This window comes from Streptomyces sp. A3M-1-3, from assembly GCF_024213665.1.
Classification (GTDB): domain Bacteria; phylum Actinomycetota; class Actinomycetes; order Streptomycetales; family Streptomycetaceae; genus Streptomyces.
In genome coordinates this window covers 263,561-287,441 of the sequence record NZ_JANAVP010000006.1, presented here as the reverse complement: position 1 = coordinate 287,441, position 23,881 = coordinate 263,561, and the positions used below count along the sequence as shown (strand labels likewise).

The 23,881-nt window shown below is 68.4% G+C and carries 18 protein-coding genes and 1 pseudogene; 8 read left to right on the top strand and 11 right to left on the bottom strand.

Translation table 11 applies throughout. The features are described from left to right. Positions 1-87 precede the first annotated feature (87 nt). From NLX86_RS09795 to NLX86_RS09765, 7 genes and pseudogenes are all read right to left on the bottom strand, one after another. A complete protein-coding gene (locus NLX86_RS09795) occupies positions 88-540 on the bottom strand; it encodes a PIN domain-containing protein (RefSeq protein ID WP_254371208.1) in 453 nt (150 codons plus the stop codon). Further along, positions 533-805, bottom strand: coding sequence for a type II toxin-antitoxin system Phd/YefM family antitoxin (locus NLX86_RS09790; RefSeq protein ID WP_254371207.1), 273 nt, complete (start codon positions 803-805; stop codon positions 533-535). Before NLX86_RS09790 ends, NLX86_RS09795 begins: the two co-directional genes overlap by 8 nt. 172 nt (positions 806-977) lie before the next feature. Next, positions 978-1,401 (bottom strand): annotated as a pseudogene (locus tag NLX86_RS34690) (hypothetical protein); the annotation flags it as partial. After that, entirely contained in the window at positions 1,373-2,980 is a 1,608-nt protein-coding gene (locus NLX86_RS09780; protein ID WP_254371206.1) for a serine/threonine-protein kinase, read from the bottom strand. The pseudogene NLX86_RS34690 and the gene NLX86_RS09780, both read right to left, overlap by 29 nt. Positions 2,981-3,141: 161 nt before the next feature. After that, positions 3,142-3,570: a PIN domain-containing protein gene (locus NLX86_RS09775; RefSeq protein WP_254371205.1), complete on the bottom strand. Its 429-nt coding sequence runs from the start codon at positions 3,568-3,570 to the stop codon at positions 3,142-3,144. After that, entirely contained in the window at positions 3,567-3,818 is a 252-nt protein-coding gene (locus NLX86_RS09770) for a type II toxin-antitoxin system Phd/YefM family antitoxin (protein WP_254371204.1), read from the bottom strand. Before NLX86_RS09770 ends, NLX86_RS09775 begins: the two co-directional genes overlap by 4 nt. Before the next feature lie 39 nt (positions 3,819-3,857). Beyond that, complete coding sequence (locus tag NLX86_RS09765; protein WP_254371203.1) at positions 3,858-4,334, bottom strand: ATP-binding protein; 477 nt, start codon at positions 4,332-4,334, stop codon at positions 3,858-3,860. 132 nt (positions 4,335-4,466) lie between these two features. On the opposite strand from NLX86_RS09765, the gene NLX86_RS09760 reads away from it, so the two are divergent. Both NLX86_RS09760 and NLX86_RS09755 read left to right on the top strand, forming a co-directional pair. Beyond that, positions 4,467-5,330 (top strand): helix-turn-helix transcriptional regulator, encoded by an 864-nt coding sequence (locus NLX86_RS09760; RefSeq protein WP_254371240.1) that lies wholly within the window; start codon positions 4,467-4,469, stop codon positions 5,328-5,330. Continuing rightward, complete coding sequence (locus NLX86_RS09755) at positions 5,327-5,593, top strand: DUF397 domain-containing protein (RefSeq protein WP_254371202.1); 267 nt, start codon at positions 5,327-5,329, stop codon at positions 5,591-5,593. Before NLX86_RS09760 ends, NLX86_RS09755 begins: the two co-directional genes overlap by 4 nt. A 75-nt stretch (positions 5,594-5,668) precedes the next feature. Here the strand turns inward: NLX86_RS09755 and NLX86_RS09750 are convergent, their stop codons facing one another. From NLX86_RS09750 to NLX86_RS09735, 4 genes are all read right to left on the bottom strand, one after another. Beyond that, positions 5,669-8,920: a type I restriction endonuclease subunit R gene (locus NLX86_RS09750; protein ID WP_254371201.1), complete on the bottom strand. Its 3,252-nt coding sequence runs from the start codon at positions 8,918-8,920 to the stop codon at positions 5,669-5,671. After that, positions 8,917-10,227, bottom strand: a complete 1,311-nt coding sequence (locus tag NLX86_RS09745; protein WP_254371200.1) for a restriction endonuclease subunit S — start codon at positions 10,225-10,227, stop codon at positions 8,917-8,919. Before NLX86_RS09745 ends, NLX86_RS09750 begins: the two co-directional genes overlap by 4 nt. Continuing rightward, positions 10,224-12,341, bottom strand: a complete 2,118-nt coding sequence (locus NLX86_RS09740; protein WP_254371199.1) for a class I SAM-dependent DNA methyltransferase — start codon at positions 12,339-12,341, stop codon at positions 10,224-10,226. The genes NLX86_RS09745 and NLX86_RS09740 overlap by 4 nt, the downstream gene beginning before the upstream one ends. Positions 12,342-12,421: 80 nt before the next feature. Beyond that, positions 12,422-14,602 carry an N-6 DNA methylase gene (locus NLX86_RS09735; protein WP_254371198.1) on the bottom strand — a complete coding sequence of 727 codons (2,181 nt, stop codon included), beginning with the start codon at positions 14,600-14,602 and terminating at the stop codon, positions 12,422-12,424. A gap of 216 nt (positions 14,603-14,818) precedes the next feature. Between NLX86_RS09735 and NLX86_RS09730 the strand changes: the two genes are divergently transcribed. From NLX86_RS09730 to NLX86_RS09705, 6 genes are all read left to right on the top strand, one after another. Beyond that, a complete protein-coding gene (locus NLX86_RS09730; protein ID WP_254371197.1) occupies positions 14,819-16,045 on the top strand; it encodes a DNA sulfur modification protein DndB in 1,227 nt (408 codons plus the stop codon). Positions 16,046-16,142: 97 nt separating this feature from the next. Further along, positions 16,143-16,706, top strand: a complete 564-nt coding sequence (locus NLX86_RS09725; protein ID WP_254371196.1) for a hypothetical protein — start codon at positions 16,143-16,145, stop codon at positions 16,704-16,706. A gap of 82 nt (positions 16,707-16,788) precedes the next feature. Next, positions 16,789-18,480 carry a DUF6119 family protein gene (locus tag NLX86_RS09720; RefSeq protein ID WP_254371195.1) on the top strand — a complete coding sequence of 564 codons (1,692 nt, stop codon included), beginning with the start codon at positions 16,789-16,791 and terminating at the stop codon, positions 18,478-18,480. 109 nt (positions 18,481-18,589) lie between these two features. Further along, on the top strand, positions 18,590-18,739 hold the full coding sequence (locus NLX86_RS09715) for a hypothetical protein (RefSeq protein WP_254371194.1): 150 nt from the start codon (positions 18,590-18,592) through the stop codon (positions 18,737-18,739). A gap of 160 nt (positions 18,740-18,899) precedes the next feature. Continuing rightward, on the top strand, positions 18,900-19,556 hold the full coding sequence (locus NLX86_RS09710; protein WP_254371193.1) for a DUF4011 domain-containing protein: 657 nt from the start codon (positions 18,900-18,902) through the stop codon (positions 19,554-19,556). Positions 19,557-19,607: 51 nt separating this feature from the next. After that, positions 19,608-23,849, top strand: coding sequence for a DUF3320 domain-containing protein (locus NLX86_RS09705; protein ID WP_254371192.1), 4,242 nt, complete (start codon positions 19,608-19,610; stop codon positions 23,847-23,849). The last annotated feature ends 32 nt before the right edge of the window (positions 23,850-23,881 follow it).

Below are 23,881 nucleotides of genomic sequence, written 5' to 3'. Positions count from 1 at the left end.
CGCCTCACCGTCGACTGGCCCGGCCCGCCCGGCCCGGTGTGGCGCGAGCCCATCGCGGGCATCTCGCGGACCCCCATGAACCGACGGTCAGAGGTCGTCGGGCAGCAGTCTGAAGGCTCCGTGCGCCGTGAGCGGCCGCATCATCCGGAAGTGCCGGTCAGTCGTGAACATGTCCGCGGTCTGGAAGGCGGCCGCAAGCACGACGTTCATCGCGTCCGCCAGCCCCACCCCCCGTCCTCCGTCCGCGTCTTCGCATCCGCGCATGACCGCCATGGCGCTGCGCAGATGAGGTGCCGCTTCGGGCACTTCGAAGCGCCGCGCCTCCACCTGCCGTGCGATGAAGTCGAGAGCGTTCATCGATGCGCCGACGCCGATCCGGATGGTGAGCAGGTAATCGAGTTCGGTGAGGATCATGGGCGAAACGATGAGGTGTCCCGTGTGGGCGAGAGCCTCGCGGTGCGCCGAATGACGTGGGTCCTTGGGTGTGAAAAGGCGGTACAGGGCATTTGTGTCTGCGATCGCGACCGGGATCTCAGTCATCGATCGCCCCGATGCCCCGAAGCGTCTCGTCGATCTCGGCATCGGTGAGTACGGGTCCGCCGAGGTCGGGAAGGTCCAGGGGGCCCATCGGATCGGTCCGGAACGGATACGAAGGCCGTCCCATGCGGGAGCCGCGGGGAACGATGTCCCCTATCGGGATGCCGTCCTTGGTGATGGTCACTGTCTCCCCGGCCTCGACGCGGGCCATGATGCGCGAGGTCTGCTGATTGAGCTCCCGGAGCGGGACTTCCCTGATGTCACCCATGCAAGCAGCGTACTACTCGTTCTACACCCTGCAGTGTGGGAGCCGCTGAGCGCTCAGGCCGTGGTGTCCGCCTCCGTCAGGAACGGGCTCGGCTGCCCCGACCACGAGAGGGCTAGGCTGTCCCGCGCCCGAGTACAGGCCACGAAGAGCAGGCAGCGTTCGGACATCGGGTCCGTCTCGTGCTGGAGACGGGCCGGCCGGCCAGGGCGTCCACGTTGGTGATGTCCACCCGCTCGCGCAGGAACGCGAGCAGGTGTCGTACGCGGTGCAGGGCGACGACAGTCTTGCCGGTGCCCGGGCCGCCGGTCACATGGGCCGGTCCGGAGTAGTTGGCTCGGTAGGCCACCTTGTGCTGGGAGGGGTGGAGGTCCATGGTGAAGCCCTCGGCGGGGTACTCCAGCACCTCCCGCTGGTCCTGCGGGAAGTAGGGCGCGAAGACCTCCAGCTGTTCCTTGCGGGTGAGGGCGCGGCCTGGCGAAGGGTGCTCTCGTCGATGCCGAGGGGGTCAGGTCGCCGTCGGAGACCTTGGAGTACAGCGGCCGGTCGGGTGCGGCGGCGACGCGTCGCTCATCCGGCGTCGTCGCCGGAACCGTCGCCGTCGCCGTCGAGCCCGAGGCGGATCACGGCGAGAGCGTCGGCGATCTCTACGCTCACCTCGTCCTCGGGGCCGAACAGCACGCACAGGTCCTGATGCAGCGGTTCGAGAATCTGCTGTGCCTCGCCGGCCCTTCCCTGCGCGAGCAGCAGCATTCCGATGTTGTGCCGCAGCTCGACGGCCTCCTCGCTGACGTCGCTGTCGAGGGTCCGTACGACGTTCAGTACGCCCTGGAGCGCGGCGAGCGCGTCGGTGACCTGGCCCAGTTCGGCGCGGCAGCGGGCGGCCTGGGCGCGGCAGGCACGGGCCTGCTCGCCGGTGGGGCCGGTGATACGGGCGTACGCGTCGGCGAGGCTGTCGAACTCGGGCAGGGCGGCCCGGTAGTCGCCACCGAGGAGGCGGATCGCGGCGCGCTGGCGGCGCAGTGCCAGGACCGGCTTGCTCTCGGAGCCGAGGGCGAGGGCGGCGGGTTCGATGACCTCGCTGAGCACCTCGGCGGCCTGCGCGAAGCGCTCCTCGTCCAGGAGGGCGCCGGAATGGTCGTACGCCTCCTTGATGTCCTGGCGCAGCTGGGCGGGGACAGGTACCGGCGCGGCCTGCGGGGCGGGGCCGGCGGGCGCGGGACTCCCGGCCGCCGGTGCCCGGGTGCGGGCGCGGGGCGCGTAGGGGTGACGGAACAGGCCCGTCGGGTCGGGTACGCCGGCCGGTCCGGCCTCGGCCGCGGTGGGCTCCTGGCCGGGCGGCGGCAGGAACGGCAGCAGCCGCTCGTACACCTCCTGCGTGTCGGCGGGCCGCTGCTCGGGGGCCTTGCGCAGCAGGTGCAGCACCAGCTCCTCCAGCGCCTCGGGGACGTCGGGCCGCAGCTGCCGCAGCGGGGTCGGGGCGGCGTTGACGTGCTGGAACATCAGCAGGTACTCGCTCTCCGCCGTGAACACGACCCGCCCGCCGAGGAGTTCGTGCAGGACGCACCCGAGCGCGTACAGGTCGGTCTGCGGGGTGATGCGCCCGCCCCGGACCTGCTCGGGCGACATGTACTGGTAGGTGCCGATGGGGCTTCCGGTCGCGGTCAGCTTGGTGACGTCGGTGCGCAGGATCGCCGCGATGCCGAAGTCGAGGACCTTCACGGTGCCGTCGCGGGCCACGAGGATGTTCCCCGGCTTGAGATCACGGTGGATCACCGGCACTTCGTGCGCGTACGACAGCACGGTCGCGACCTGCGCGGCGACGGCGGCCGCCCAGCTGATGGGCAGGGGATGGTCGGGGTGGAGGTAGGCGGACAGCGACATGCCGTCGACGAGCTCCATCACCAGGAACAGCCGCTCGTACGACTCGTCGAGGACCGCGTCGTACACCTGCGGCACGCCGGGGTGCTGGATGCGCGCGGTGATACGGGCCTCGCGGCGGAACCGCTTGGCGAACTCCTCGGCCAGCTGCGGGGAGGTGATCGACGCCTGCCGGATGACCTTCACGGCGACGGGCCGGTCGAGGACGGCGTCATAGCCGCGCCATACGACGCCCATGCCGCCCTCGTTGAACTGCTCCAGGAGTTCGTAACGGCCAGAGATCACCTGCTGCGGCACCTTGCCCCCGGTTGTACGCGTGTACGTGATGAACAGTCACGGTCCGGGGTCAAGTGTGGCCGCTGCGTCGATCTTCCGTCCAGCGGTCGCGGCGACCGGTCAGCCGCCGGCCGGCTTCACGGCCGGCGGACGAGCGGGGGCCGACAGCGCTCCGAAGGACCTCAGTGATCGTCGGGCCACAGACGGAACGCCGTGTGCCCGGTCAGGGGGCGCACCATCCGGAAGTGCCGACGGTCCAGGGTCAGGATCGCGTCTGTCCGGTACTCGGAGGCCATGACCACGTTCATCGTGTCCGTGATGCCGATCTGTGGATACCGCCTCATCGTCACCAGAGCCGTCGAAAGATGGGACTCGATCTCGGGCACCGCGTACCGCCGGACGGCGACGCGGTCGCGCAGGTGAGCCAGCGCCCCGTGCGCGGCCTCGGGGCTGATCCGCGTGCTCAGCAGATAGTCGAGCTCCGCCAGCACCAGCGGCGACACCACCAGATGGGCGGCGGCGGCCACTGCCTTACGGCACCGCTGGTGATCCGGGTCGCTTCCGTCGTAGTACGCGTACAGCCCCGATGTGCCGGCGATCAGAACGGTCACGCGCCGAACCCCTGCAGGTACTCGCCGCGTCCCGCAGCCCAGTCCACGGCGGAGCCACCGCGGAACACCGGGGCCTCATCGTCTTCGCCCATGGGGTCCGTCGGGTACGGGGCGACGTCCTGGTCGCCCACCGGCGACAGTATGGCGACCGGCCGTCCGTTCTTGGTCACCGTGATGCGCTCGCCGCGTTCGGCGGCGGCAAGGATCCTTGAGGCGTTCTGATTGAACTCACGCGCGGTCGTCTCCATGTAGTACAAAGTACTACAAGCTCGGTGGGCGGCGTGGCGTCACGCTCCCGTCGGCAGGACGTACTCCGCCCAGACCGTCTTGCCGGGGCCGTCCGCGCGCGGGTGCCAGGCCCAGCGGGTGGCCAGGCACTCCACGAGGAGCAGGCCGCGGCCGCTGTCGCGGTCGGGGGCGGGCGCCGCGAGGGCGGGGACGCGTTCGGTACGGGTGTCGGTGACTTCGACACGTACGGTCGCGGTGTCCGAGGCGGCGGCCAGAGCGAGGGCGAGGGCGAGGCGGAAGTCGCGGCCGGGGACCCGGCCGTGCCGGACGGCGTTGGCCGCGAGCTCGGCGACGATCAGCGTGAGGGCGTCGTGCGCGTCGCTGTCGTACGGGATGCCCCAGGCGTCGAGCCGCTGCCCGGCGAGGCGTCGGGCGAGCCTCGCGCCGCGTGGGGTGGAGCTGAAGCGCATGGCGAAGTGGTGGGTGGGAGTGGTGGGTTGGGTGATGCGGGTGGGGGAGTCGGTCTCACTGGTCATGGCTCCAACGCTCCCGTTGGTGGCGTAGCGTGACCAGTGGTGACGCGCCGTCGGGTGTTCGTTGTACGCGACGGCGTGCGGTGTGTACGTGGCGCGGGTCGGGAGGCGGGGCCGATGGACTCTTCGGAACCGATGGAACAGGATCAGCAGGGCGAGCAGGGCGTACGGGATGACGCCGGGCCCCGGCCGGAGGATGAACCGGGATCGGGCGTGGTGACCGCGTTCGGACGGCAGTTGAAGCTGCTGCGGGTCAGAGCGGGGCTGGAGCGGCCCGAGTTCGGGAAACGCGTGGGCTACGCGGGGCAGTCCGTTGCGTCGTTTGAGCAGGGACGGCGAATCCCGCCGCCGAGGTTCATCGACCGGGCGGACGAGGTGCTGGACGCGGGGGGTGTGCTCAAGGCGCTGAAGGAGGAGGTGGGGCGCGCGCAGTACCCGGCGTTCTTCCGGGACATGGCGCGGTTGGAGGCGGAGGCGGTCGCGCTCCACGTGTACGCAGCCCATGCGGTCCCCGGCCTGCTGCAGACCGAGGAGTACGCGCGCGCCGTGTTCGGCATGCGGCGCCCGCTGCTCGACGAGGACACGGTCGAGCAGCGAGTAACAGCCCGGCTGGCCCGGCAGGAGATCTTCTCGCGCAGGCCGATGCCGACCCTGAGTTTCGTGATTGAGGAGTCGGTGCTTCGACGGCCCATCGGCGGTTGGGCGGCATTCAAGGGCCAGACTGAGCAGATCATGCTCCATGGGCATCGCCGCAACGTGGAGGTCCAGATCATGCCCAACGAGCGCACGGAACACTGCGGTCTGGCCGGTCCGTTCACCTTGATCGAGAACCGCGACGGGCGGAGGATGGCCTACGTTGAGGTTCAGCGGGACAGCAGCCTTCACACCGACAGGTCGGCGGTCAGGGAGATCGAGGAGCAGTACGGAATCCTTCGGGCCCAGGCGCTGACTCCGCGTGAATCGCTGGCCTTCGTCGAGAAACTGCTGGGAGAGAGATGACCAACCGGAAGCCTGTGCCGACTGTGCCGGAGTCGGCTTGGTTCAAGAGCAGTTACAGCGGTGCTGAGGGCGGTGAGTGCGTCGAGGTCGCCTGGTTCAAGAGCAGTTACAGCAGTGGTGAGGGCGGTGAGTGCGTGGAGGTGGCCAACGCCACTGGAGCCGTACACATCCGGGACTCGAAGGTCCCCGCCGGACCGGTCCTGACCGTCTCCCCCCACGCGTGGGCCGGGTTTGTCGGGCTGGCCGCCGGCCGACCGGCCTGAGCCGTACGCAACTCCGTGGGACCTGCCGCGCACCACCGGCGGCAGGTCCCACGCGTGCATACGGGCCGTAGGCCGTTACGCCGCGTCGTCCACGCCCTCCTCGCGGCGGATCATCCGCCACGCCGCGCGGCGGGCGCTGCGGTTGAGGGAGGACTGGAAGCCCTTGTCCGGGGCGAAGTACCGCTTGCCGAGGTCGGTGATGAGGCCCACATGCTCCTCCACCTTGTCGGCGAAGACCTCGTCGAAGACTTCGCCGAAGTTCGCCTCGTCGTTGACGACGGCGACGCGCCGCACCTCGGAATCCGCGACGGCCGCGTTGAAGGCGGGCAGCAGGTCCTGCTCGGTGAAGTCGGTGCCGAACTTGCTGTTGAACCTGTCGATCAGCTCGGACAGCAGGGACTTCTCCGGCTCCTTCGCCCCGCCAGATCCGTCGCCGAAGCCCGGCATGGTGGTCGGACCCTCGGGGGTGAGGCTGACGTCGTGCTCGCCGGTCTGCTCCACCCGGAGGTGGCTGAGGTCGACCTCTCCTATGTCGACACCGCCGTCCGCCCTGCGCGGCAGCCGGTTGAGCAGGTGCCGGCCGTAGAGGTGCAGCCGCTCCAGCTCGGCGTCCTGGTAGGGGACGATCTGCGCGAGGAAGCCGTACTTGCGGACGTAGTCGTTGAGGTCGGCGCGGAAGTCCTCGGCGGTCTGCTGGTCGTCCTCGTCCTCGCTCTCCTGGAGAGCGGTGAAGCGGGCGACGGCGGGGGAGAGCAGCCGGTACAGCTCGGCGTGCAGCTTCTCCCACTTGGCCTGCGAGCCGGCCGCCTTCTCCTGGGCGGCGAAGTACGCCGCGGCGAACTCGTCCATCTCCTTGGCCGTGAGGATCGGCGCGGACATGACCCGGCTCTGCGCCTGGTAGAGGAGGTTCGGGTCGGAGGGAAGGGTCATCGCCTCCTCGAAGTACGGACGGAAGGCTTCCTGGATGTCCTCGGCCTTGTTGACGAAGTCAAGGACGGCGAGGTCCGCCTGCGCCTTGCGTTCGGCGGTCCGGTTGAGCCGGGACAGGGTCTGCACGGCGGCGATACCGGTCAGCGTCTTGTTGACGTACATCGTCGTCAGGAGCGGCTGGTCGAAGCCGGTCTGGTACTTCTCCGCGACGACCAGGATCCGGTACTCCTGCTGGCCTTTACCGCCCGAGCGAAGCGAGATGGGGGTCCCCCCGGACGAAGTCTGGGGGAGGGTCGCCTTGTCGTCGGCGCGGGTATACGCGAACGCCTTCGGCAGCGCGCTCTCCGACAGGCCGCCGTTCTCCTTCGGCTCGGTCGTCTCCTCGTCGTCGATGGTGAGTGAGCCGGAGAAGGCGACGAGGACGCCGAGGTCCGGGTACTTGGCGTCGTACCCGCGGTCTGCGATATAGCTCTTGATCGCGCGGGCCATCTGCACGGCGGACTGCCGGGAGGCAGTCACCACCATCGACTTGGCGCGCCCGCCGAGCCGGCCGCGGGTGTGCGTGACGAAGTGCTCGACGATCACCTGCGCGTGCTGGGCGACGGTGTACTCGTGCGTCAGCGCGTACCGGGCGAGCAGCGGGTTTGCCTTGGTCGGGTCGACCTCCACCTCGTCGGGGTTCTTGTTGACGAGCTTCCAGTACGTCTCGTACGTGACGTAGTTGCGCAGCGGATCGAGGATGAAGCCCTCCTCGATGGCCTGCCGCATCGAGTACGTGTGGAACGGCCGGTACTTCGCCTCGCCGCCGACGTCCTGAAGCGTGCCGAAGAGCTGGAGGGTCTTGTCCTTGGGGGTGGCGGTGAACGCGAAGTAGGAGAGGTTCGCGGCCATGGAGCGGTTCTTGGCCTCGCGCTCCAACTGTTCTTCGAGGGTGAGCGCAGGATCCCCGGCCTGCGTTTCCGTGGACCCCGCGTCGTCGGAGTCGGCGTCAAGACCGAGGCCGCGCAAGGCTTTCCGTACGTCGGTGGCGGCGCCGCCGGACTGCGAGGAGTGCGCCTCGTCCACGATGATCGCGAAGTTGGAGCCCTGGATCTCGGTGGGGTTGCGCTTGAGGTAGTCCAGCAGCGCCGGGAAGGAGTGCAGGGTCACGGTGACGATCTTGCCGGTGTCACGCGACAGGGCCTTCGCCAGCTGTGCGCCCTTCGCCCCGTACTGTTCGTCGATCTTCACGACGAGGCCCTCGGTCTGCGAGAAGCCGCCGATCGTCTCCCGGAGCTGGGAGTCGAGGTTGCGGCGGTCGGTGATGACGATGACCTTGTCGAAGACCGGCACCCCCGGCCGTACGCCGTTGGCGAGCGCCTCGGTGGCCAGCTCGCGCGGATCGGTGGGGGTGTGCAGATCGCTGAGGCGGTGGGCGAGCCAGCCGATGGTGTTCGACTTGCCCGAGCCGGCCGAGGCCATGACCAGGTAGTTGTGCCCGGCGCCGTACGTGGCGGCGTGCGCGGTGAGCTTCTTGACGGCGTCCCACTGCTGGTAGCGCGGGAAGATCGTCTTCTTGGTGCGGCCGCCGCCCGGAGTCTTCTCCTTGTGGACGTGCACGAACCGGTGGAGCAGGTCGAGCCAGTTGTCCCGCTGCCACACCTGCTCCCACAGGTACGAGGTGGAGTACATGCCCGGCGCACTCGGAGCCGGATTTCCCGCACCGCCCGCCTGGCCGGGGCCCTCGGAACCGGTGTTGAAGGGCAAGAAGTGAGTCTTGTCGCCGCGCAGACGCGTGGTGACGAAGACCAGGTCCGGGTCGACCGCGAAGTTCGCGACCACGCGGTGCTGGAAGATCAGCTCGGTGGGGTCGCGGTCGGTGCGGTACTGCGCCTTGGCCTCCTCCACCCCCTGCCGGGTCAGCGGGTTCTTCAACTCGGCGGTGGCGAGTGGGATGCCGTTCAGAAACAGGGTCAGGTCGAGCCGGTTGTCCCGGCCGGCTTGCTTGGTCGCGTACTTCAGCTCTCGTACGACGGTGAGGCGGTTGGCTCGGTAGCCGTCGAGCACGGAGTCGTCCGCGACCAGGTTCGGCTTGAAGTAGGCAACCCGGATCAGGACGCCCTGGTCCTTGACCCCGTTGCGCAGCACGTCGATGACACCGCGCTTGGGATCGGCGAGCGCCTGACCGAGCCGCTTGGCGAAACCGCGCTGCGCGTCGTTCGGGTCCCCGTGGTAGTAAGTGTCGACGAGGTCGTTCCACTCGTGGATCTGGGTCTCACCGATGAAGGTGAACAACTCGTTCGTGTCGAGGCCGAGTTCGGCCCGGTAGTCCTGCGGCTTCGCCTCGCGCCAGCCGCGTTCGCTCATCGAGGCGACTATGGCGTCGCCAAAGGCGGACTCCGTGTGGATGGGGCTCATGACAGCACTCCGTCCGTTACTCCTCGGCCCGAGGCTGTGGATACGTCGATGTGGCTGGTTACAGCTGCGGTGATCAGGGCGTGGCGGCGTTCGGCAATCAGCAGTCGTTGTCGTGACAACTCAGCCTGCAGGGATTCGATCTGAGACACCTGGATCTGCAACTGCGCCAAGCGTTTCTTCGCGTTCTCCGGTTTCACAACAGGAATGGGTACTTCCCGAAGCCTGTCGGCCTTGATCCCCAAGGCAGTCGATCCGGTGGCTCGCAATTCTAGCTCAGCCTGGCCCTGCGGTGAACGCAGATACCAGTAGAGCCATTCCGGAGTGCAGAATTCCTGATCGGCCCTGAGTAGGATTACGCGCTGTGCAAGTGCTACCCCCGGATTATCGATCATTGCTACCTGTCCGAGCGGAGCCTCGGTGGTCAGCAATACGTCGCCGCGTCTAGGTAGCCCGCGACGCATCCATTCATTGTAGGCACCTTCGGCAATGTACTCGCGACTTGAAGTCATGTCGATCTTCCCATTGCGAATGTTCTTGGCGGTGACCAGGGGGACCCCGGATTCGGTTTTCTCGGGCGTTGCCCCGCGATAGTCGATCCATCGGTTCACGACACGCCGCAAGGGAAGATCGACCTCAAGCGCGCCTTCGGTCCCTGTGGTGCGTGATGAGAAGCAATTCGACAGCAGTGACGCCTGCCGATCGCCAAGGAGGGACGAGAGTTTATTGGATAGGAGTTCGATTCGAGCCAGCTTGGTGGTCTCGGCATCTAGGAAGTCGGCGATGCGGCGCTGCTCCTCCACGCCCGGGTATGCCCACTTCGAGGCGAGTAGTGCCGCAGCGTCCAGGTTCTGGATGCCAGTGGTCTGCTTGATGGCGCTCTGCGTCAGCCCTTGCCCGTATGCAGCAGAGAACAGGTAGGTGAGGAAGCGTGAGTCGACTCCTGGGGCCGGAGTAACGCGCGCACAGAAGTTGGAAACCACTGCCGTCTCCTGGCCGTCGAATAGGACGGCCATGCCAACGGGTTGCTTTTCGCCTCCTCCTGACTTCTCCAGAATCAGGTCGCCGGGCAATAGACGATGCTGTCGTAGCGACGATGGATCGATGCTCCGCAAGGGGGCGCTATCAACCTTCGCCCGCCGTCCAACACGTTCGAAGTCCGCCGCGCGAATGCACCGGACGTCGTTCTCGTCCCCGACAGGATCATTTCCCCAAGTGCCGTTTGTTGCCGAAGAGATGAGGTTCTTGATGCGTCCCCGCGTCCAACGAGATGGGGCGCTGGAGATCCAATGATCAGCAGTGAACGTCATTCCGTCACCTCGCCCAGCAGCGCCTGGATCTCTGCCTCAAGCGACTTCAGTTCCGCGTCGATCTCCGCCAGCGGCCTCGGCGGCTCGTACACGTAGAAGTGACGGGTGAACGGAATCTCGTAGCCGACCTTCGTCTTCGCGTGGTCGATCCACGCGTCCGGGACGTGCGGGTGGACCTCGCGCTTGAGGTAGGCCTCCACGTCCTCATCCAGCGGGACGTTCTCGTAGTCGCGCAGCTCCGTGTCCGGTTCGGGGGCACCACCCTTGAGCTTCTGGATCTCGCCCTCGGGGTCACGAACCCCGACCGTGTCCCTGACTGCCTTCGCGAACGGCGTGCCCGTCGGCCACAGCAGGCCGGCGTCGACCACCGCGCCCTTGAGCGCGACCGTCGCGTCCGACTTCGTCGGCCACGTCGAACCGACCAACGGCCGCAACGCGTCCGCGAAGAGTGCAGCCTCAGCGTCCAGCAGCTCCTGGACCCGCGCCGCCTCTTCGTCCGTCAGCTTGCGGCGGGCCTTGACCACCGCGGCCAGTTCCGGGTGCTGCGGAAGCACCCGTTCCTCGGCCCACTTCTGGACCGGCTTGGAGGCGATGAGCGCCGCCAGGGTCTCGTCCGTCAGCTCGAAGCGCAGCTTCAACGGGCGCTCCACCGTGATGCGGTGGTAGCCGAAGTCCTCGTTCCTGAAGACCTTCACCTTGCCGTGCTCCGCATGCTCCGGATCGGCGGCGACGTGCAGCGCCTCCCCGTACAGCCTCGTAATGTCGCCGATGTGGTTCGGGCGGTTGCCCGTCCCGTCGCCCAGCTCCTTGCGCTTGTCACCCAGCGATTTGCGCATCTTCAGCCAGTAGCCACGCGCATCCAGCAGGACGACCTTGCCCTTGTGGTCGGCGGACTTCCTGTTCGTCAGGATCCAGAAGTATGTGGAGATGCCGGTGTTGTAGAAGAGCTGGTCCGGGAGGGCGACGATCGCCTCAAGCCAGTCGTTCTCCAGGATCCAGCGGCGGATGTTGGACTCGCCGGACTCGGCGGCGCCCGTGAACAGCGGCGAGCCGTTGAAGACGATGGCCACGCGCGAGCCGCCCCCACCGTTCACATCCACCGGCTTCATCTTCGCGAGCATGTGCTGCAGGAAGAGCAGCGAGCCGTCGTTGATACGCGGCAGACCCGCGCCGAAGCGGCCGGAGTCGCCCAGCGTCTCGTACTCCGCCTCGACGTCGTCCTTGACCTTCTTCCAGTCCACGCCGAACGGCGGGTTGGCGAGAAGGTAGTCGAACCTCTCGCGCGAATGACCGTCCTCGGAGAAGGAGTTGCCGAAGGCGATGTTCTCCGGATCCTGACCCTTGATCATGAGGTCGGAACGGCAGATCGCCCACGACTCGGGGTTGAGCTCCTGCCCGTACACCTTCACCCGGGCGTTCTCATTGAGCGACTTGATGTGGTCTTCGGCCGCACTGAGCATGCCGCCCGTGCCGCAGGCCGGGTCCATCACCGTACGTACTGAGCCGGGCAGGGTCAGCGCGTCCGCATCCGGCGCTACGAGGAGGTTGACCATCAGCTTGATGACCTCGCGCGGGGTGAAGTGTTCACCCGCGGTCTCGTTCGACTGCTCGGCGAAGCGGCGGATCAACTCCTCGAAGATGTAACCCATGTTGTGGTTGGGCACGACCTCGGGGCGCAGGTCCAGGTCGGTGAACCGGCCGATGACGTCGTACAGCAGCTTCGCCGAGTCCAGCTTCTTGATCTGCTGGTTGAACTCGTACTTGTCCAGGACCTCGCGGGCGTTGTCGGAGAACCCCGCAACGTAGATCTGGAGGTTCTTCGCGGCGTTCTGCGGGTCGTGGGCGATCCTCTTCAACGTGAGGGACGTCGTGTTGTAGAAGGTGTGGCCCGATGCCCGGCGCAGGAAGCGTCCCTTGTCGATGTCCTGGCCTTCGAGCTCGGCGACGACATCGACGACCTTTTCGCGCGTCGGCTCCAGGACGCACTCCAGGCGGCGCAGCACGGTGAACGGCAGGATGACCTTTCCGTAGTCGGACTGCTTGTAGTCACCGCGCAGGAGATCGGCGACGGTCCAGGCATGGTTCGCCAGCTCCGTGTGCTTACTGCTGTTCAACGCGTTCCCTTCGATGGCCCCGCCCGGCTGCTGGCGGCTGGGATCCAGTCTGGTCGATATGTGAAGTCGGTGGTTGCCGTTCAGGCCGACGGGCCCTCGGCCGACGGATCCTCGGACGGCGGGCCCTCGGACGGCGGGAGCAGCGCGCCGGCGGTCAAGCCGGTGAGCAGCGCCTGCGCCGTCTCCTCGGCCAGCTCGGCCGTCCGGCGGGCGGCGGTACGCAGTCCGTATGCGCGGCGGAATGCCGCCCCGTACCGCCGCTGCTCCTCCAGCGGCAACAGCGGCACCCGGAGCCTTCCCGGCGAGACGCTCACGATCGTGCTGCCCGTCGAGGCGCCGGCGATGTTGTCCTCGGCGCCGAGGAAGCCCGCGAGGAACCAGGGGTCGAGCCGAGCCGGGTCCGGCCGCAGCAGGTGAATATGGTGGCCGAGCAGGGCTTCGGCGTCCGCCTCATCCGCGACGCGGGCCATGATCCCGCTGCCGCCGGCGAGGCCGCGTACGAGAACATCACCTGCGGTGACGGTATGCGCCGCATCGGTACGCAGGTCCTCCGCCGTGCCCGACGGGCGCGCGCCGCTGCCGATGTCGGACGCGGTGAGCACAGGGCGTTCCGTACCGCCCGGCTCCGGGCTCCCGGTTCGGGAATCCCCACGGCCGACCGGGACTGCCGCCCGCAGCAAGGAGAGCGCGCCTCCTCGGGCCAGATCGGAGACGGTGGCCGTGCGCCACGCCTGCGAGGACTCGGCGGCCGCCTCCCACGGGCCGTAACCCGCCGCGCTCTCCAGGACGTTGAGGGACGCGGTGAGCAGTTCGCGCTGTTCTGCCGCGTGCTGTGCCACTTCCGCCGGATCGATGTCGGCCGACGCGGCACGCACCTGTCGGGCGGGCGTGAGGTCGACAAGATCGTCGACCAGGTCAATGGTCGCTACGGCACGCGCTGCACCGGGTGCGTCGGTGAAGGATTCCGGGTCGTCCTTGTATGAGGTCCAGTGGCTGAGGATCTCGTCGGACAGCGTGTTCCAGTCCACGCCCGTGCGACGGTGCCGCAGCCGGGAGTACGCGGCCCGCGGTGAGCTCGGCGGGCCTTCGCGCTGCTCTCCGCTCACGTCCACGAACAGTACGGACTTGCTGTCCGTGCCCCCCGGCTCGGGGCGCCGGAGGATCCACAGGTGGAGGCCGATGTGCAGGGGCGCGGAAGCGCCGATGGGAAGGCCGACGACGGCGCGCAGCGCGCCGCTGCGTACGAGTTCGGCGCGAATACGGCGGCCGGAGGCACGTGCGGCTGTGGCCGGCGGAAGCACCATCACCGCGTAGCCGCCGGACTCCAGGTGCGCCAGCGCGTGCTGCGTCCAGGCCAGCTCCGACTCGATCCGCGGCGGCACACCGTAGGCCCACCGCTGGTCGTACGCGAGCTCCTCGTGCCCCCAGTCGCGATCGCCGTACGGCGGATTGCAGAGCACGCCGCCGACCCTCAACTCCGGGAAGGCGTCGGCGCGCAGGGTGTCTCCCGTGCGTACGGTGACCTGCGCATCGGGCGCTGACAGCAGCAGGCGTACGGCGCTGCGCTGAGCCTGTACGGGCAGCGAGTCCTGGCCGTACAGCTCGGTCGCGCCCCGCCGGGCCGCTGCCGCGAGCAGAGTGCCGCTGCCGCATGCCGGATCGAGGACTCGTGCCGTGCGACCCGGCAGGAGCCGTGCCATGAGGTCGGCCAGCCCCACAGGTGTCTGGTACGTACCGCTGGAGGCGGTGTCGTCCAGTTCGCGTTCGGCGAGGACGTCGAGAGTGGTCTGGGCGCCCTCATCGCGTACGCAGCGAATCAAGGCACGGAGCGCGCCGACGTCGTCAGCGCGGAAGCGAACAGCCTCCGCCTCCGGGACCGAGACGGCCACCTCCGCCGACGCGCTGTCGGCGTGGGCGACGACGTCGGAGTCCGGCAGTTCGTCAAGAGCGGTGAGTTCGTCCGGGCTGCGCCGTGAAGTGGCGAGGACGAGCGGGAACAGGCGTGCCGCGACGCCGGATCCGGGCCCGTGCAGCCGCAGCACGGTACGCAGCTCCTCGGACGGTGTGGCGGCGGACGACTGCCCGCGCGCCTCCAGCCATCCCCGTACCGCCTCCAGGTCGTAGAGCGGACTGCTTTCGGTACCGCCGGACGGGGCCGGGAAGTCGTCGTGCCGGCGGCGCCAGTTGCTGACGGTGGCGCGCGTGACACCCGCGATACGGGAGATCTCGGCGGCGGTCACCTGGGCTGATGGCTGTGGCATGGGTTCCTGGACCTCTCGGAAGCGAACAGTAAACACCCTACAGCTGACGTCAAATCAGTCAAGTCGATTGACAGTGCTTTCATGGTGATGCTTATCTGGTCGAGCTTCCGGTTGGCAGCACTGGCCAGGGCCTGAGCCTGTGGACTGCTTGCTGCCCTGCCGTGGTGCGGTGCCGAGAGATGCACCGCTCTTCTGATCCCGAGGGGGGAACACACCATGCGCATCACCTTGCCGACCACGGTGGTCGAAGGAATCCAGCTCACCGTCATGCCGTTCCGTGCGGACGCTGTGATCGGGACCATGTCCGTGCCGACGCTCGTCCAGCTCGTGCCCTCGCCGCGCCGCGAGGAGGACACCAAGACGCTCAAGGCCGCATCCGGAGCCGTCCGGCGCCACGCCGAGCTGCGAGCCCTGGTGCAGCGAGCGCTGAAGTCCACGCAGAAGGGGAAGAACGTCGGCTCGTACGCCGAGTACATCGCCGACGGCGTGAAGGGTGAGCTGGGCGCCGGCTGGTCCACGCCGCCCATCACCTTCTGGCACGCCGGACCGCTCGCCGCCCTCAGCGACGAGCTGCTGCCGGGCACCGGACTGCGGACCCTGACCATCACGCCGGGCACCTGCGTCGTCGCCATCGACGGCGAGACCCAGACGACCGCCTGGCACGAGCTCTACGACGACCCCGAGCGCTACGGGCTCAGCTACGCCGAACTCGCCCAGGCGCGCGTCCCCTTCGAGCTGTACCTGGACCTGTCGGTCGCCGACGCGCGGCAGATCTTCTACGACCGCAATGTGCAGGGCGTCGTCGTCGCCAAGAACCTGGCAATGTCGATGGACCAGCGGGACTTCGCCACCCGGCTCGCGCACCGTGTCGCCGATGCCGTGAAGGTCGACGTGGACGGCAGGCTCGTACCGTTCACCAAACTCGTCAACGCCAGCAAGCGGCAGGTCGGCAAGACCGACCCGGAGGTCATCACCCTCTCCGCGCTGCGCGCCCTCGTCATCACCGCGATCTACGGGCGCGCCGGACTGTCCCGCTCGGCAGAGACCGTCCACGAGGACGAGCTCCCCGCCGGGACGCACACCGGGCAGGTGGAGGGGAGCGTCGTACCGATGCTGGCCCGGCTGATCTCGGACCACTTCCCGGACTTCGCCTCGCGCAGTGCCATCACCGCACCGGCCGTACTCGCGGGCCTCGGTATCGCCGTGCACCAGACCACCCAGTGGGCCGACCCGATGAACGCACTCGGCGCCGAGGACCTGCACCGCCTCCTCGCCGACATCCAGTGGGACCGCGAGGCCCGCTACTGGGACGGCGTGGCCGCCAAGGCCGGCGCCACCGGGCGCCTCAACTTCAGCGGCGGCGTCAAGGACTCGGGCGGCCGTGTCGCCGACGCGATCCTCTACCCCGCCACCGAGGCGGGGCGCCGGATCCGCGGCCAGTAGCCGAGCGGCTCCCGCCCCACCCTCATGCCGCCGTGCCCGTCGGCCCCGCGGGCCGTACCTCACATCCGTTCAACACTCCGAGAACTGGAGCACGACCATGACCACTCCGAACCCGCAGAACCCCGGACAGCCGGCCCCGCACTTCGGCGCCCCGGGCGGCTGGGGCTCCGTACCGCCGCCCCCCGTCAAGTCGCCCTCGCGCGGCAAGGCTTGGCTCACTCATGGCGTGGTCGGCCTCGTCGCCCTCATCATCGGCGCCGCGATGGGCGGCAGCGACGGGGGAGGCGCTGACGCCTCGGCCGGCGCCGGCGTGAAGCCGGGGCCCACGGTCACGGTCACCGCGACCGCCGGGGCGGCCCCCGCGCCGACCGTAACCAAGACCGAAGCCGCCAAGCCGGTGAAGACCGAGGAAGCCGGCCCCGCGAGCAGCTTCGAGGGTGACGGCGAGTACCTGGTGGGCGAGGACATCAAGGCCGGGACGTACCGGACCGCCGGATCGGACGGGGCGTTCGGCTGCTACTGGGAGCGGGCGAAGGACTCCAGCGGTGAGTTCGACTCGATCATCGCCAACGAGAACCTCCAGGGCAGCGGCCGCGTGACGCTGAAGCAGGGCGAGATCTTCAAGACCAACCGCTGCAAGGAGTGGAAGAAGGTCGGTTGACCAGCCACCGCCCGTACCACGATGCGCCGGGGGCCTTCGCACCTGGAACCAGTGCTACCCGTCAGAAAAGGGGAAATCAGCCGTGACGATCGTCCACGACTCCACGCAAGCCCAGACCGGCACCGGTCGCACCCGTCGAAGCACCGTCTACCTGCTGCAGGACACGGGCACCTCGTCCGCCGATCTACGGGCGGCCCTCAACCTCAGGTACGAGCGTGACCACGGCTTTATGGTGGAGAACGTGACGGCCGGGGGCGTGCCCGGTCTTCTCTGCCACGGGGTCATCGGCCGCAACCGCCCGCCCGACTGGACCGCCGCCGTCGAGATCCTCACCGAGCGAAAGCCCTTGGTGGAGAACCGCACCGCGGCATGCGCCTTGCTGCTCCCCGTCGCCGGAGAGGTCTTCGCCCTGACCTTCGGCATGGGTCACCTGCTCCTCGAACAGAGCAGGATCTCCCCGGGGTTCGGATTCGACTTCGTGCTGCGTGCGGCGCAGCCCGACGCAATCCGTCAGGTCACGCACAGCCTCATGGACGCCAGAGGCCGCACAGACCGGAGCTCGGCCGCCCAGGGACAGCACATCCGGACCTACCCCATCGAGGAGTACGGCGAGGTGGTCAGCCGCCTCGTCGGAGCCATCGGCGCGACCGAACTGACCATCAGCCGAAGGAGTCGGCGCACGGCACAGATTGCCGGCACGGACGCGCTGAAGATCCACCTGGGCTCTCACCCCGCGGACCTCGTCCAGGATCTGGCGGAGATCCGCGCGATGCTGTCCCGGCAGTCTCCCGCTCCGGACTTCGAAGCCATCGCCAGGGTTCGCCCCCTCAAGCCCGGTGACCCGCGACGCGAGACTCTGAACGAGAAGCTGGACGACCTCCTCGGTTCGGCGGCCGACACGGGAAGCCTGGCGATCGTGGTCCCGGCAGCGTGCCTGGATCAGGAGGACGGTGCCATGTCGTACCGGGTGAAGGTCGGCAGCCATCGCAAGCTGTTCCGCTCCCTCGAACTCGACGACGTACTGGGCCTGGTCGACGGCATGCAGCAGGGAAGCCGCCTGGCTGCCCTGTCGGACGGATACATACAGATGCACAGGGACGAAGAGGGCGGCGATCCGATCAGTGCCCAGATGAAGGCCCACAAGTGGCTCGCGGCCGAGATCGCGCTCGGCACCAGCCGGTACTTCCACCACGAGGGTCGCTGGTTCGAGATCGGTGACCAGTACTTGGAGGGCCTTCGCCGTGAGGTCGACGCTCTGCTGACCGCACCGGCGGGCGTGACCCTCTTCGACTGGACCTCCGCGTTCAAGGAGGAGAAGGACTACAACGAAGAAGCGCGGAAGCACGGATACGTCTGCCTCGACCGCAAGCTGATCAGGACCGCTCAGCACCCCCGGGGATTCGAGGCGGCCGACCTACTGGCAGCCGATGGCACTCTGATCCATGTGAAGCGCGCAGAGTCGTCCGCGCCGTTGAGTCATCTCTTCGCTCAGGGACGAGTGTCCGCGGATGCCTTGCGTTTCGACGCGGAGGCGAGGTCGGAGTTCGTGCGTCGGGTGCGTGGTCAGGACCCGCGCCACACCATCAGTGACGACTTCTCTCCCATCAAGGTCGTGTATGCCATCTCCCTCAAGAGCGGGAAGCGGTTGACGACGCGCAACCTCTTCACCTTCGCTCAGATGTCGCTGCTGCAGGCGGCACGAGCGTTGCGGACGCAGGGCATCGAGGTGGCTGTCGTGGACATCCCGACCATCGTGTCTCTGGCGACGTCGTAACCGGAGCGGGCAGCGCTGAGGGCTGCGTCGTGGTCGCAACGCAAGTGGCGCTGGCTCGGGGGCAACGGAAGCGACGCCGTCGAGACGGCTGGCAGATCCCGCACGGGCTGTGGCGGCTCTGTCCGATGGAGGACCCGAAGAGACGACGTCGCTGGACGGCCGCACGGTGCAAGTCGTCGACCGGGCCACGGAGTGGGTGGTGCTCGACTCGCTGTTCCTGAAGGAGCTGCGGGTGGGGGCCACTGCGAGTTCGTCCTGACAGCTGGCTGTTCACATCTTTTGTCAGGTGATTGGCAAAAAATCCATATCGGGTTGTTGATCTCGCGCGTGCCGGACGATGCAGGCTGATATGTAGATACCTGCAGGGGGGCCTGTCGGAGGGGATACCCCTGTGCGTTCAGCTCAGGAGGTATTTCCGTATGCCCCATCAGCCCCAGACCGTGCGCACCGTCACCAGCGATCCCGGTCTCGACCGGCTGAAGGCCGTCCTCGATAGCTGGCGCAACTCCCTGCTGGACATGGGTGGGCGTAACCGGCTCCTGAACTTCCGCCACACCAGGACCGCAAGCCTGGAGCTGACATCACCCGGAGCCACGGCGCTGCTTTCCGACCTTGCCCGCGGGTGGGACTTCGCGCCGGTCGCGGAGGACATGGACGACTCCGGGAACCTGGCAGCCGCCCAGCGAAACCGTCCAGGGTTGGTCACTCAGAAAGCCACCCAGGCCACGCTGGACAGCGCCCTGTACCAACTGCGGCAGCGGTCCGGCCAGATGTTCAACGACTATGGCCTGTGGGTGCTGTGGCTGGGCGTCGGCATGCTCGACTGGCGTGAGGACGGTGCGCACGAGGGAAGTTCGGCACCACTGCTCCTGGTCCCGGTCGAGCTGCGCCGGGACAGCAACCGGCACTACCGCCTTCACCTGGCCGACGACCAGGACCGCGCACACAATCCGGCGCTCGCGGTGAAGCTGGAGCGGCTCGGTATCGACTGGAGCCCGGTCACCGGAACCGACGTCACCGACCTGTCCGCGGTTATCTCCGCTGCCCGCTCGGTAGCGGCGGTGCAGAAGGGCTGATCGGTCGACGACCGCGTGGTGCTCGGCCTGTTCGCCTCGCATCGGGAGGCCATGTACCAGGACCTCCAGCAGAACGAGGACCGTATCCTCGGCCATCCGCTGGTCCGGGCCGTCGCCCTCGGCCCCGATGCGGGCCTGCCCGACGACCTCATCGGGTTCGAACCCCCGGAGCTGGACCGCATCGACGAGGTTCAGTTGCCCGAGAAGACCCCGCTGGTGCTGGACGCGGACGCCTCCCAGCGGCAGTGCATCGCCGCCGCACTCGATGGCCGGTCCTTCGTGATGAGCGGCCCGCCCGGCACCGGCAAGAGCCAGACCATCACGAATCTGATCGCCGCGCTCATGCACGCCGGCCGCAGTGTGCTGTTCGTCAGTGAGAAGGCCGCGGCTCTCGATGTCGTACGCAACCGGCTGCGCGGCGTCGGCCTCGGCGACTTCGTCATGGCACTGCACAGCGGTGATACGAGCAAGAAGGCGGTCGCCACCGAACTCGCCCGGGTACTGACGACCGAGGCTCGTGTCACTGGGGCTGCCGAGCACGAACTGGAACGGGCGCGCCGGCTGCGGGAGGACCTGTCCGCCTATGCCGCCGCCATGAACCAGACCCGCGACCCCCTCCAGCTCACCCTGCACGACGTCCTCGGACGCCTGATCAAGCTGGATCAGGCCGGCACCCCACCACTGCCGCTTTCCGCCCAGAACGCGAAGACCGTCCGCACTCTGAGCGCCGGTGCCCTGCAGGAAGTCGCCGCTGCGGCCCAAGCGATCAGCCGGGCCTGGCGACCCGCCGCCGAGGGGGAGTCCTTCCCCTGGCGCGGACTGGTCGGAACCTCCGCGCACCATGTGCTCTCCGAGGCCGCCGACGCTCTGGATGCTTTGCGGACCGTGACCGGGCGCCGCCCGTTCGCCGCTACGCAGGAAGAGCCCCGCTCGCTCCGGGAACTGCAACAGACTGTGCGCTCCCTGCGGGCCGGGCTTCCGGACCATGAGACCCCCCTGGATGCGATCCTGCCGGAGGACGTCTCCGGCGAACTCGCGCAGCTGGCCGACCTGTTCGGCATGCCCAAGCAGGAATGTGCCGAGGACGCGTTCGGCCTGTGCGAGCTGGCCGACCTGACCACGGCCGACCACCGCCCGCCGCGCGGATGGTTCGACGCGGACACCCTGAGCCAGGCACATCGGGCAGCGCAGGAGCTCGGCCAGGCCCTGATAGCTGAGACCGAGGCGCGCACCGCGGCCGAGGACATATTCGGCGAGCAGGTCTTGAGGGAGGTGGAACTTCCCGAACTGGTGCGCCGTTTCGCGGAGGAGTACCGAGGGCTGATGGCCCGGTTCTCGGCCCAGTACAAGGCTGACCGCGCGGCCGTGGCGGCGCTCACCCGCACCGGAGCTTGGGCCAAGTCACTCGTGGGACGACTGGATCAGGCACTGGCGTGGCAGAACGCCGCGGCCGAGGTCGTTCGCCTCGCCGATCTGCACTCCACACTCCTGGACCGCTGTACCCCACGCACTCAGGAGGCAGTCCACGCTCTCGACCAGGCGCTGGCAGCTGCCGATCGCATCGCCGAGCTGAGCCGCGACGCGGCACGGCGCAACCTGCTCGCCGACCGCCTGGCCGACGACGCCGACCCGGACCGCCTGCCGACGCTGCTGGCGGACAACGTACGGCGCTCACTGGGCGACTGGTGCGAGATCGCAACCCGCCGCACCCAACGCTGGTCCGCCTCCGTGACCGCGCTGCTCGACCTCTTCGACGCCGCCCGAGGCGCCCAGCTCTCCCCGTCCCTGCTGGGCACCCTTGCCCAAGCTCAGCAGGTGATCGACAATCTGCAGGCCGACCCGCGCGGCCCCGAGGAGTGGCAGGCCTACCGGGACGGCCTCGTCGTGCTCGCCCGCCACAGCGCCGACGACGTCGTCACGAGCGCGGCCGAGCGGGGCATCGACCCGCAGCAGCTGACCGACGTGGTCCAGCAGGCACTGCTGCGGTCCTGGGCCGACGGCATTCTCGCCACCGACGCCCGGCTGCGCAGCACGCGCTCGGACGATCTCGACGCGCGGGTGACCGACTTCCAGGAAGCCGACCGCCGTCTGATCGCAGCCGCAGGCGGCGCAGTGATCGAGGCGTGCAACAAGAGAAGGCCGCGCCGCTTCGGCGGCGGCGGCGGTGCCGTGATCACCCGCGAGGCGGAGAAGAAGACCCGGCACATGCCGGTGCGTGAACTGCTCGGCAGAACACGTGAGGTCGTCCAGTCGATCAAGCCGTGTTTCATGATGAGCCCGCTGACGGTCAGCCAGCTGCTGCCCGCCGACTACCACTTCGACGTGGTCGTCTTCGACGAGGCCTCGCAGGTGCGCCCCAGCGACGCCATCAACTGCATCTACCGGGGGCGCACCCTCGTCGTCGCCGGTGACGACAAGCAGCTGCCGCCCACCTCGTTCTTCGACTCCTCGGTCGAGGACGACTCCGACGAGTACGCGGAGGATGTCCCCGACTCCTTCGAGTCGCTGCTGCACGCCTGCAAGGCCGGCGCCATGCGGGAACTGCCGCTGCGCTGGCACTACCGCAGCCGCCACGAGAACCTGATCACCTTCAGCAACCGCTCGTTCTACCAGAACTCGATGGTGACCTTCCCCGGCGCTCTCGACGAGGGCAATGACGTCGGCGTCTCCTTCCTCAAGGCTTCAGGCGTCTACGACAAGGGCGGCCGCCGCGACAACCGTGCCGAGGCGGACTTCGTCGCGCAGCGGGTCATCCACCACTTCGACACCCGCCCCGGGCGCACCCTCGGCGTGGTCGCCCTCTCCCAGGCGCAGGCCTCGGCCATCGACCAGGCCGTACAACAGGCCCGGCTGCAGCGCCCCGACCTCGACCACTGTTTCACCGAGGACCGGCTCGACGGCTTCTTCGTCAAGAACCTCGAATCGGTGCAGGGCGACGAACGCGACGCCGTGATCATGTCCGTCGGCTACGGCCCCGACGAACACGGCAAGCTCGGGCTGAACTTCGGCCCCATCAACAAGGGAGGCGGCTGGCGTCGCCTCAACGTGGCGGTCACCCGCGCCCGCTACCGCATGGAGGTCGTCGCCTCCTTCCGCGGTACGAGCCTGTCCGACAGCCCCAACGAGAGCGTCCAGCATCTCAAGCGCTATCTCGAGTACGCCGAGAACGGTCCGGCCGTCCTCGCCGCAGACGTCGTCCAGTCCGACGCGGAGCCGGACAGCCCCTTCGAGGAGGCCGTCCTCGCGGTACTGCGCGACTGGGGCTACACAGTCCAGCCGCAGGTCGGAGTCGCCGGCTACCGCATCGACCTCGGCCTGCGGCATCCGGAGATGCCCGGCGCGTACGCCCTCGGCATCGAGTGCGACGGCGCCATGTACCACTCCTCCAAGGCCGCCCGTGACCGGGACCGGCTGCGCGAGCAAGTCCTGAACCGCCTCGGTTGGCGGCTCTACCGAATCTGGGGCACCGACTGGTATCGGGGGCGCGCAGCGGCCGAGCTGCGGCTGCGCGAGGCCGTCGAGCACGCCATCGCCCAGGGGCCTCTCGCTGCCTCGGCCGCGGTGTCTACGGCTGCCGCCGCTGTGGACGATCCGTCCGACGACGCCCTGACGTCCGGGGTCAGTGCGGCGACGCACGGGAGCGGGGCCATGCTTACGGTTCCGGTCGCGCGGACGTCGGTCGAGGTCGAGGTCGAGTACGGGCGGGTGCCCGTCGACACCGAGGCGGAGCGTGACTGGAGCGCCCAGTACCGGACCAGCGAGATCAGCGTCACCCCGCGCTACGAGCTCCACACGCCTGAGGCCCGAACGGTGCTGCGCAAGGTGCTGGCGCAGGTCATCGAGGCGGAGGGGCCCATCCACGAGGATCTGCTGGTCCAGCGTGCTCGTGAAGCCTGGGGTGTCGGCCGGGCAGGCAAACGCATCCGGGACAACGTCCGTACCGTGGCGCAGGCGTTGGTTCGCTCGGGCCTTGCCTCCTCTGATGGCGACTTTTTCGACGTGGAGGGGCGGGACGAGCTGAAGGCCCGTCGAACGGAGGACGGGGATACGGTCCGCAAGGTCACGTACATCGCCCCTGCCGAGCGGCAGCTGGCCTTGTGCGAGCTGACAGCGGAGTGCCCAGGTATGTCACAGGATGAGCTGATCAAGCAGGCTTGCGAGTTCTTCGGGTGGCGGCGGATGGGCAAGGACATTCGCGACTGCCTGGAGGCGGACATCGCGGAGCTGTACAGGCAGCGCCGGCTCGCGGGCGGACCGGGATGCGTCAGCGCCGTGCGCCAAGCGGCGGGGTAGGGGCAGCGCGTCTACGGCGTACATGGCCGCGC

What these genes read in the sequence shown, in the direction of transcription:
- NLX86_RS09705 (WP_254371192.1), top strand. Translation starts at nt 19,608, where the DNA reads ATGTACCAGGACCTCCAGCAGAACGAGGACCGTATCCTCGGCCATCCG.
- NLX86_RS09795 (WP_254371208.1), bottom strand. Translation starts at nt 540, where the DNA reads ATGACTGAGATCCCGGTCGCGATCGCAGACACAAATGCCCTGTACCGC.
- NLX86_RS09765 (WP_254371203.1), bottom strand. Translation starts at nt 4,334, where the DNA reads ATGACCAGTGAGACCGACTCCCCCACCCGCATCACCCAACCCACCACT.
- NLX86_RS09725 (WP_254371196.1), top strand. Translation starts at nt 16,143, where the DNA reads ATGACCACTCCGAACCCGCAGAACCCCGGACAGCCGGCCCCGCACTTC.
- NLX86_RS09770 (WP_254371204.1), bottom strand. Translation starts at nt 3,818, where the DNA reads ATGGAGACGACCGCGCGTGAGTTCAATCAGAACGCCTCAAGGATCCTT.
- NLX86_RS09730 (WP_254371197.1), top strand. Translation starts at nt 14,819, where the DNA reads ATGCGCATCACCTTGCCGACCACGGTGGTCGAAGGAATCCAGCTCACC.
- NLX86_RS09750 (WP_254371201.1), bottom strand. Translation starts at nt 8,920, where the DNA reads ATGAGCCCCATCCACACGGAGTCCGCCTTTGGCGACGCCATAGTCGCC.
- NLX86_RS09755 (WP_254371202.1), top strand. Translation starts at nt 5,327, where the DNA reads ATGACCAACCGGAAGCCTGTGCCGACTGTGCCGGAGTCGGCTTGGTTC.
- NLX86_RS09790 (WP_254371207.1), bottom strand. Translation starts at nt 805, where the DNA reads ATGGGTGACATCAGGGAAGTCCCGCTCCGGGAGCTCAATCAGCAGACC.
- NLX86_RS09760 (WP_254371240.1), top strand. Translation starts at nt 4,467, where the DNA reads ATGGAACAGGATCAGCAGGGCGAGCAGGGCGTACGGGATGACGCCGGG.
- NLX86_RS09735 (WP_254371198.1), bottom strand. Translation starts at nt 14,602, where the DNA reads ATGCCACAGCCATCAGCCCAGGTGACCGCCGCCGAGATCTCCCGTATC.
- NLX86_RS09710 (WP_254371193.1), top strand. Translation starts at nt 18,900, where the DNA reads ATGCCCCATCAGCCCCAGACCGTGCGCACCGTCACCAGCGATCCCGGT.
- NLX86_RS09745 (WP_254371200.1), bottom strand. Translation starts at nt 10,227, where the DNA reads ATGACGTTCACTGCTGATCATTGGATCTCCAGCGCCCCATCTCGTTGG.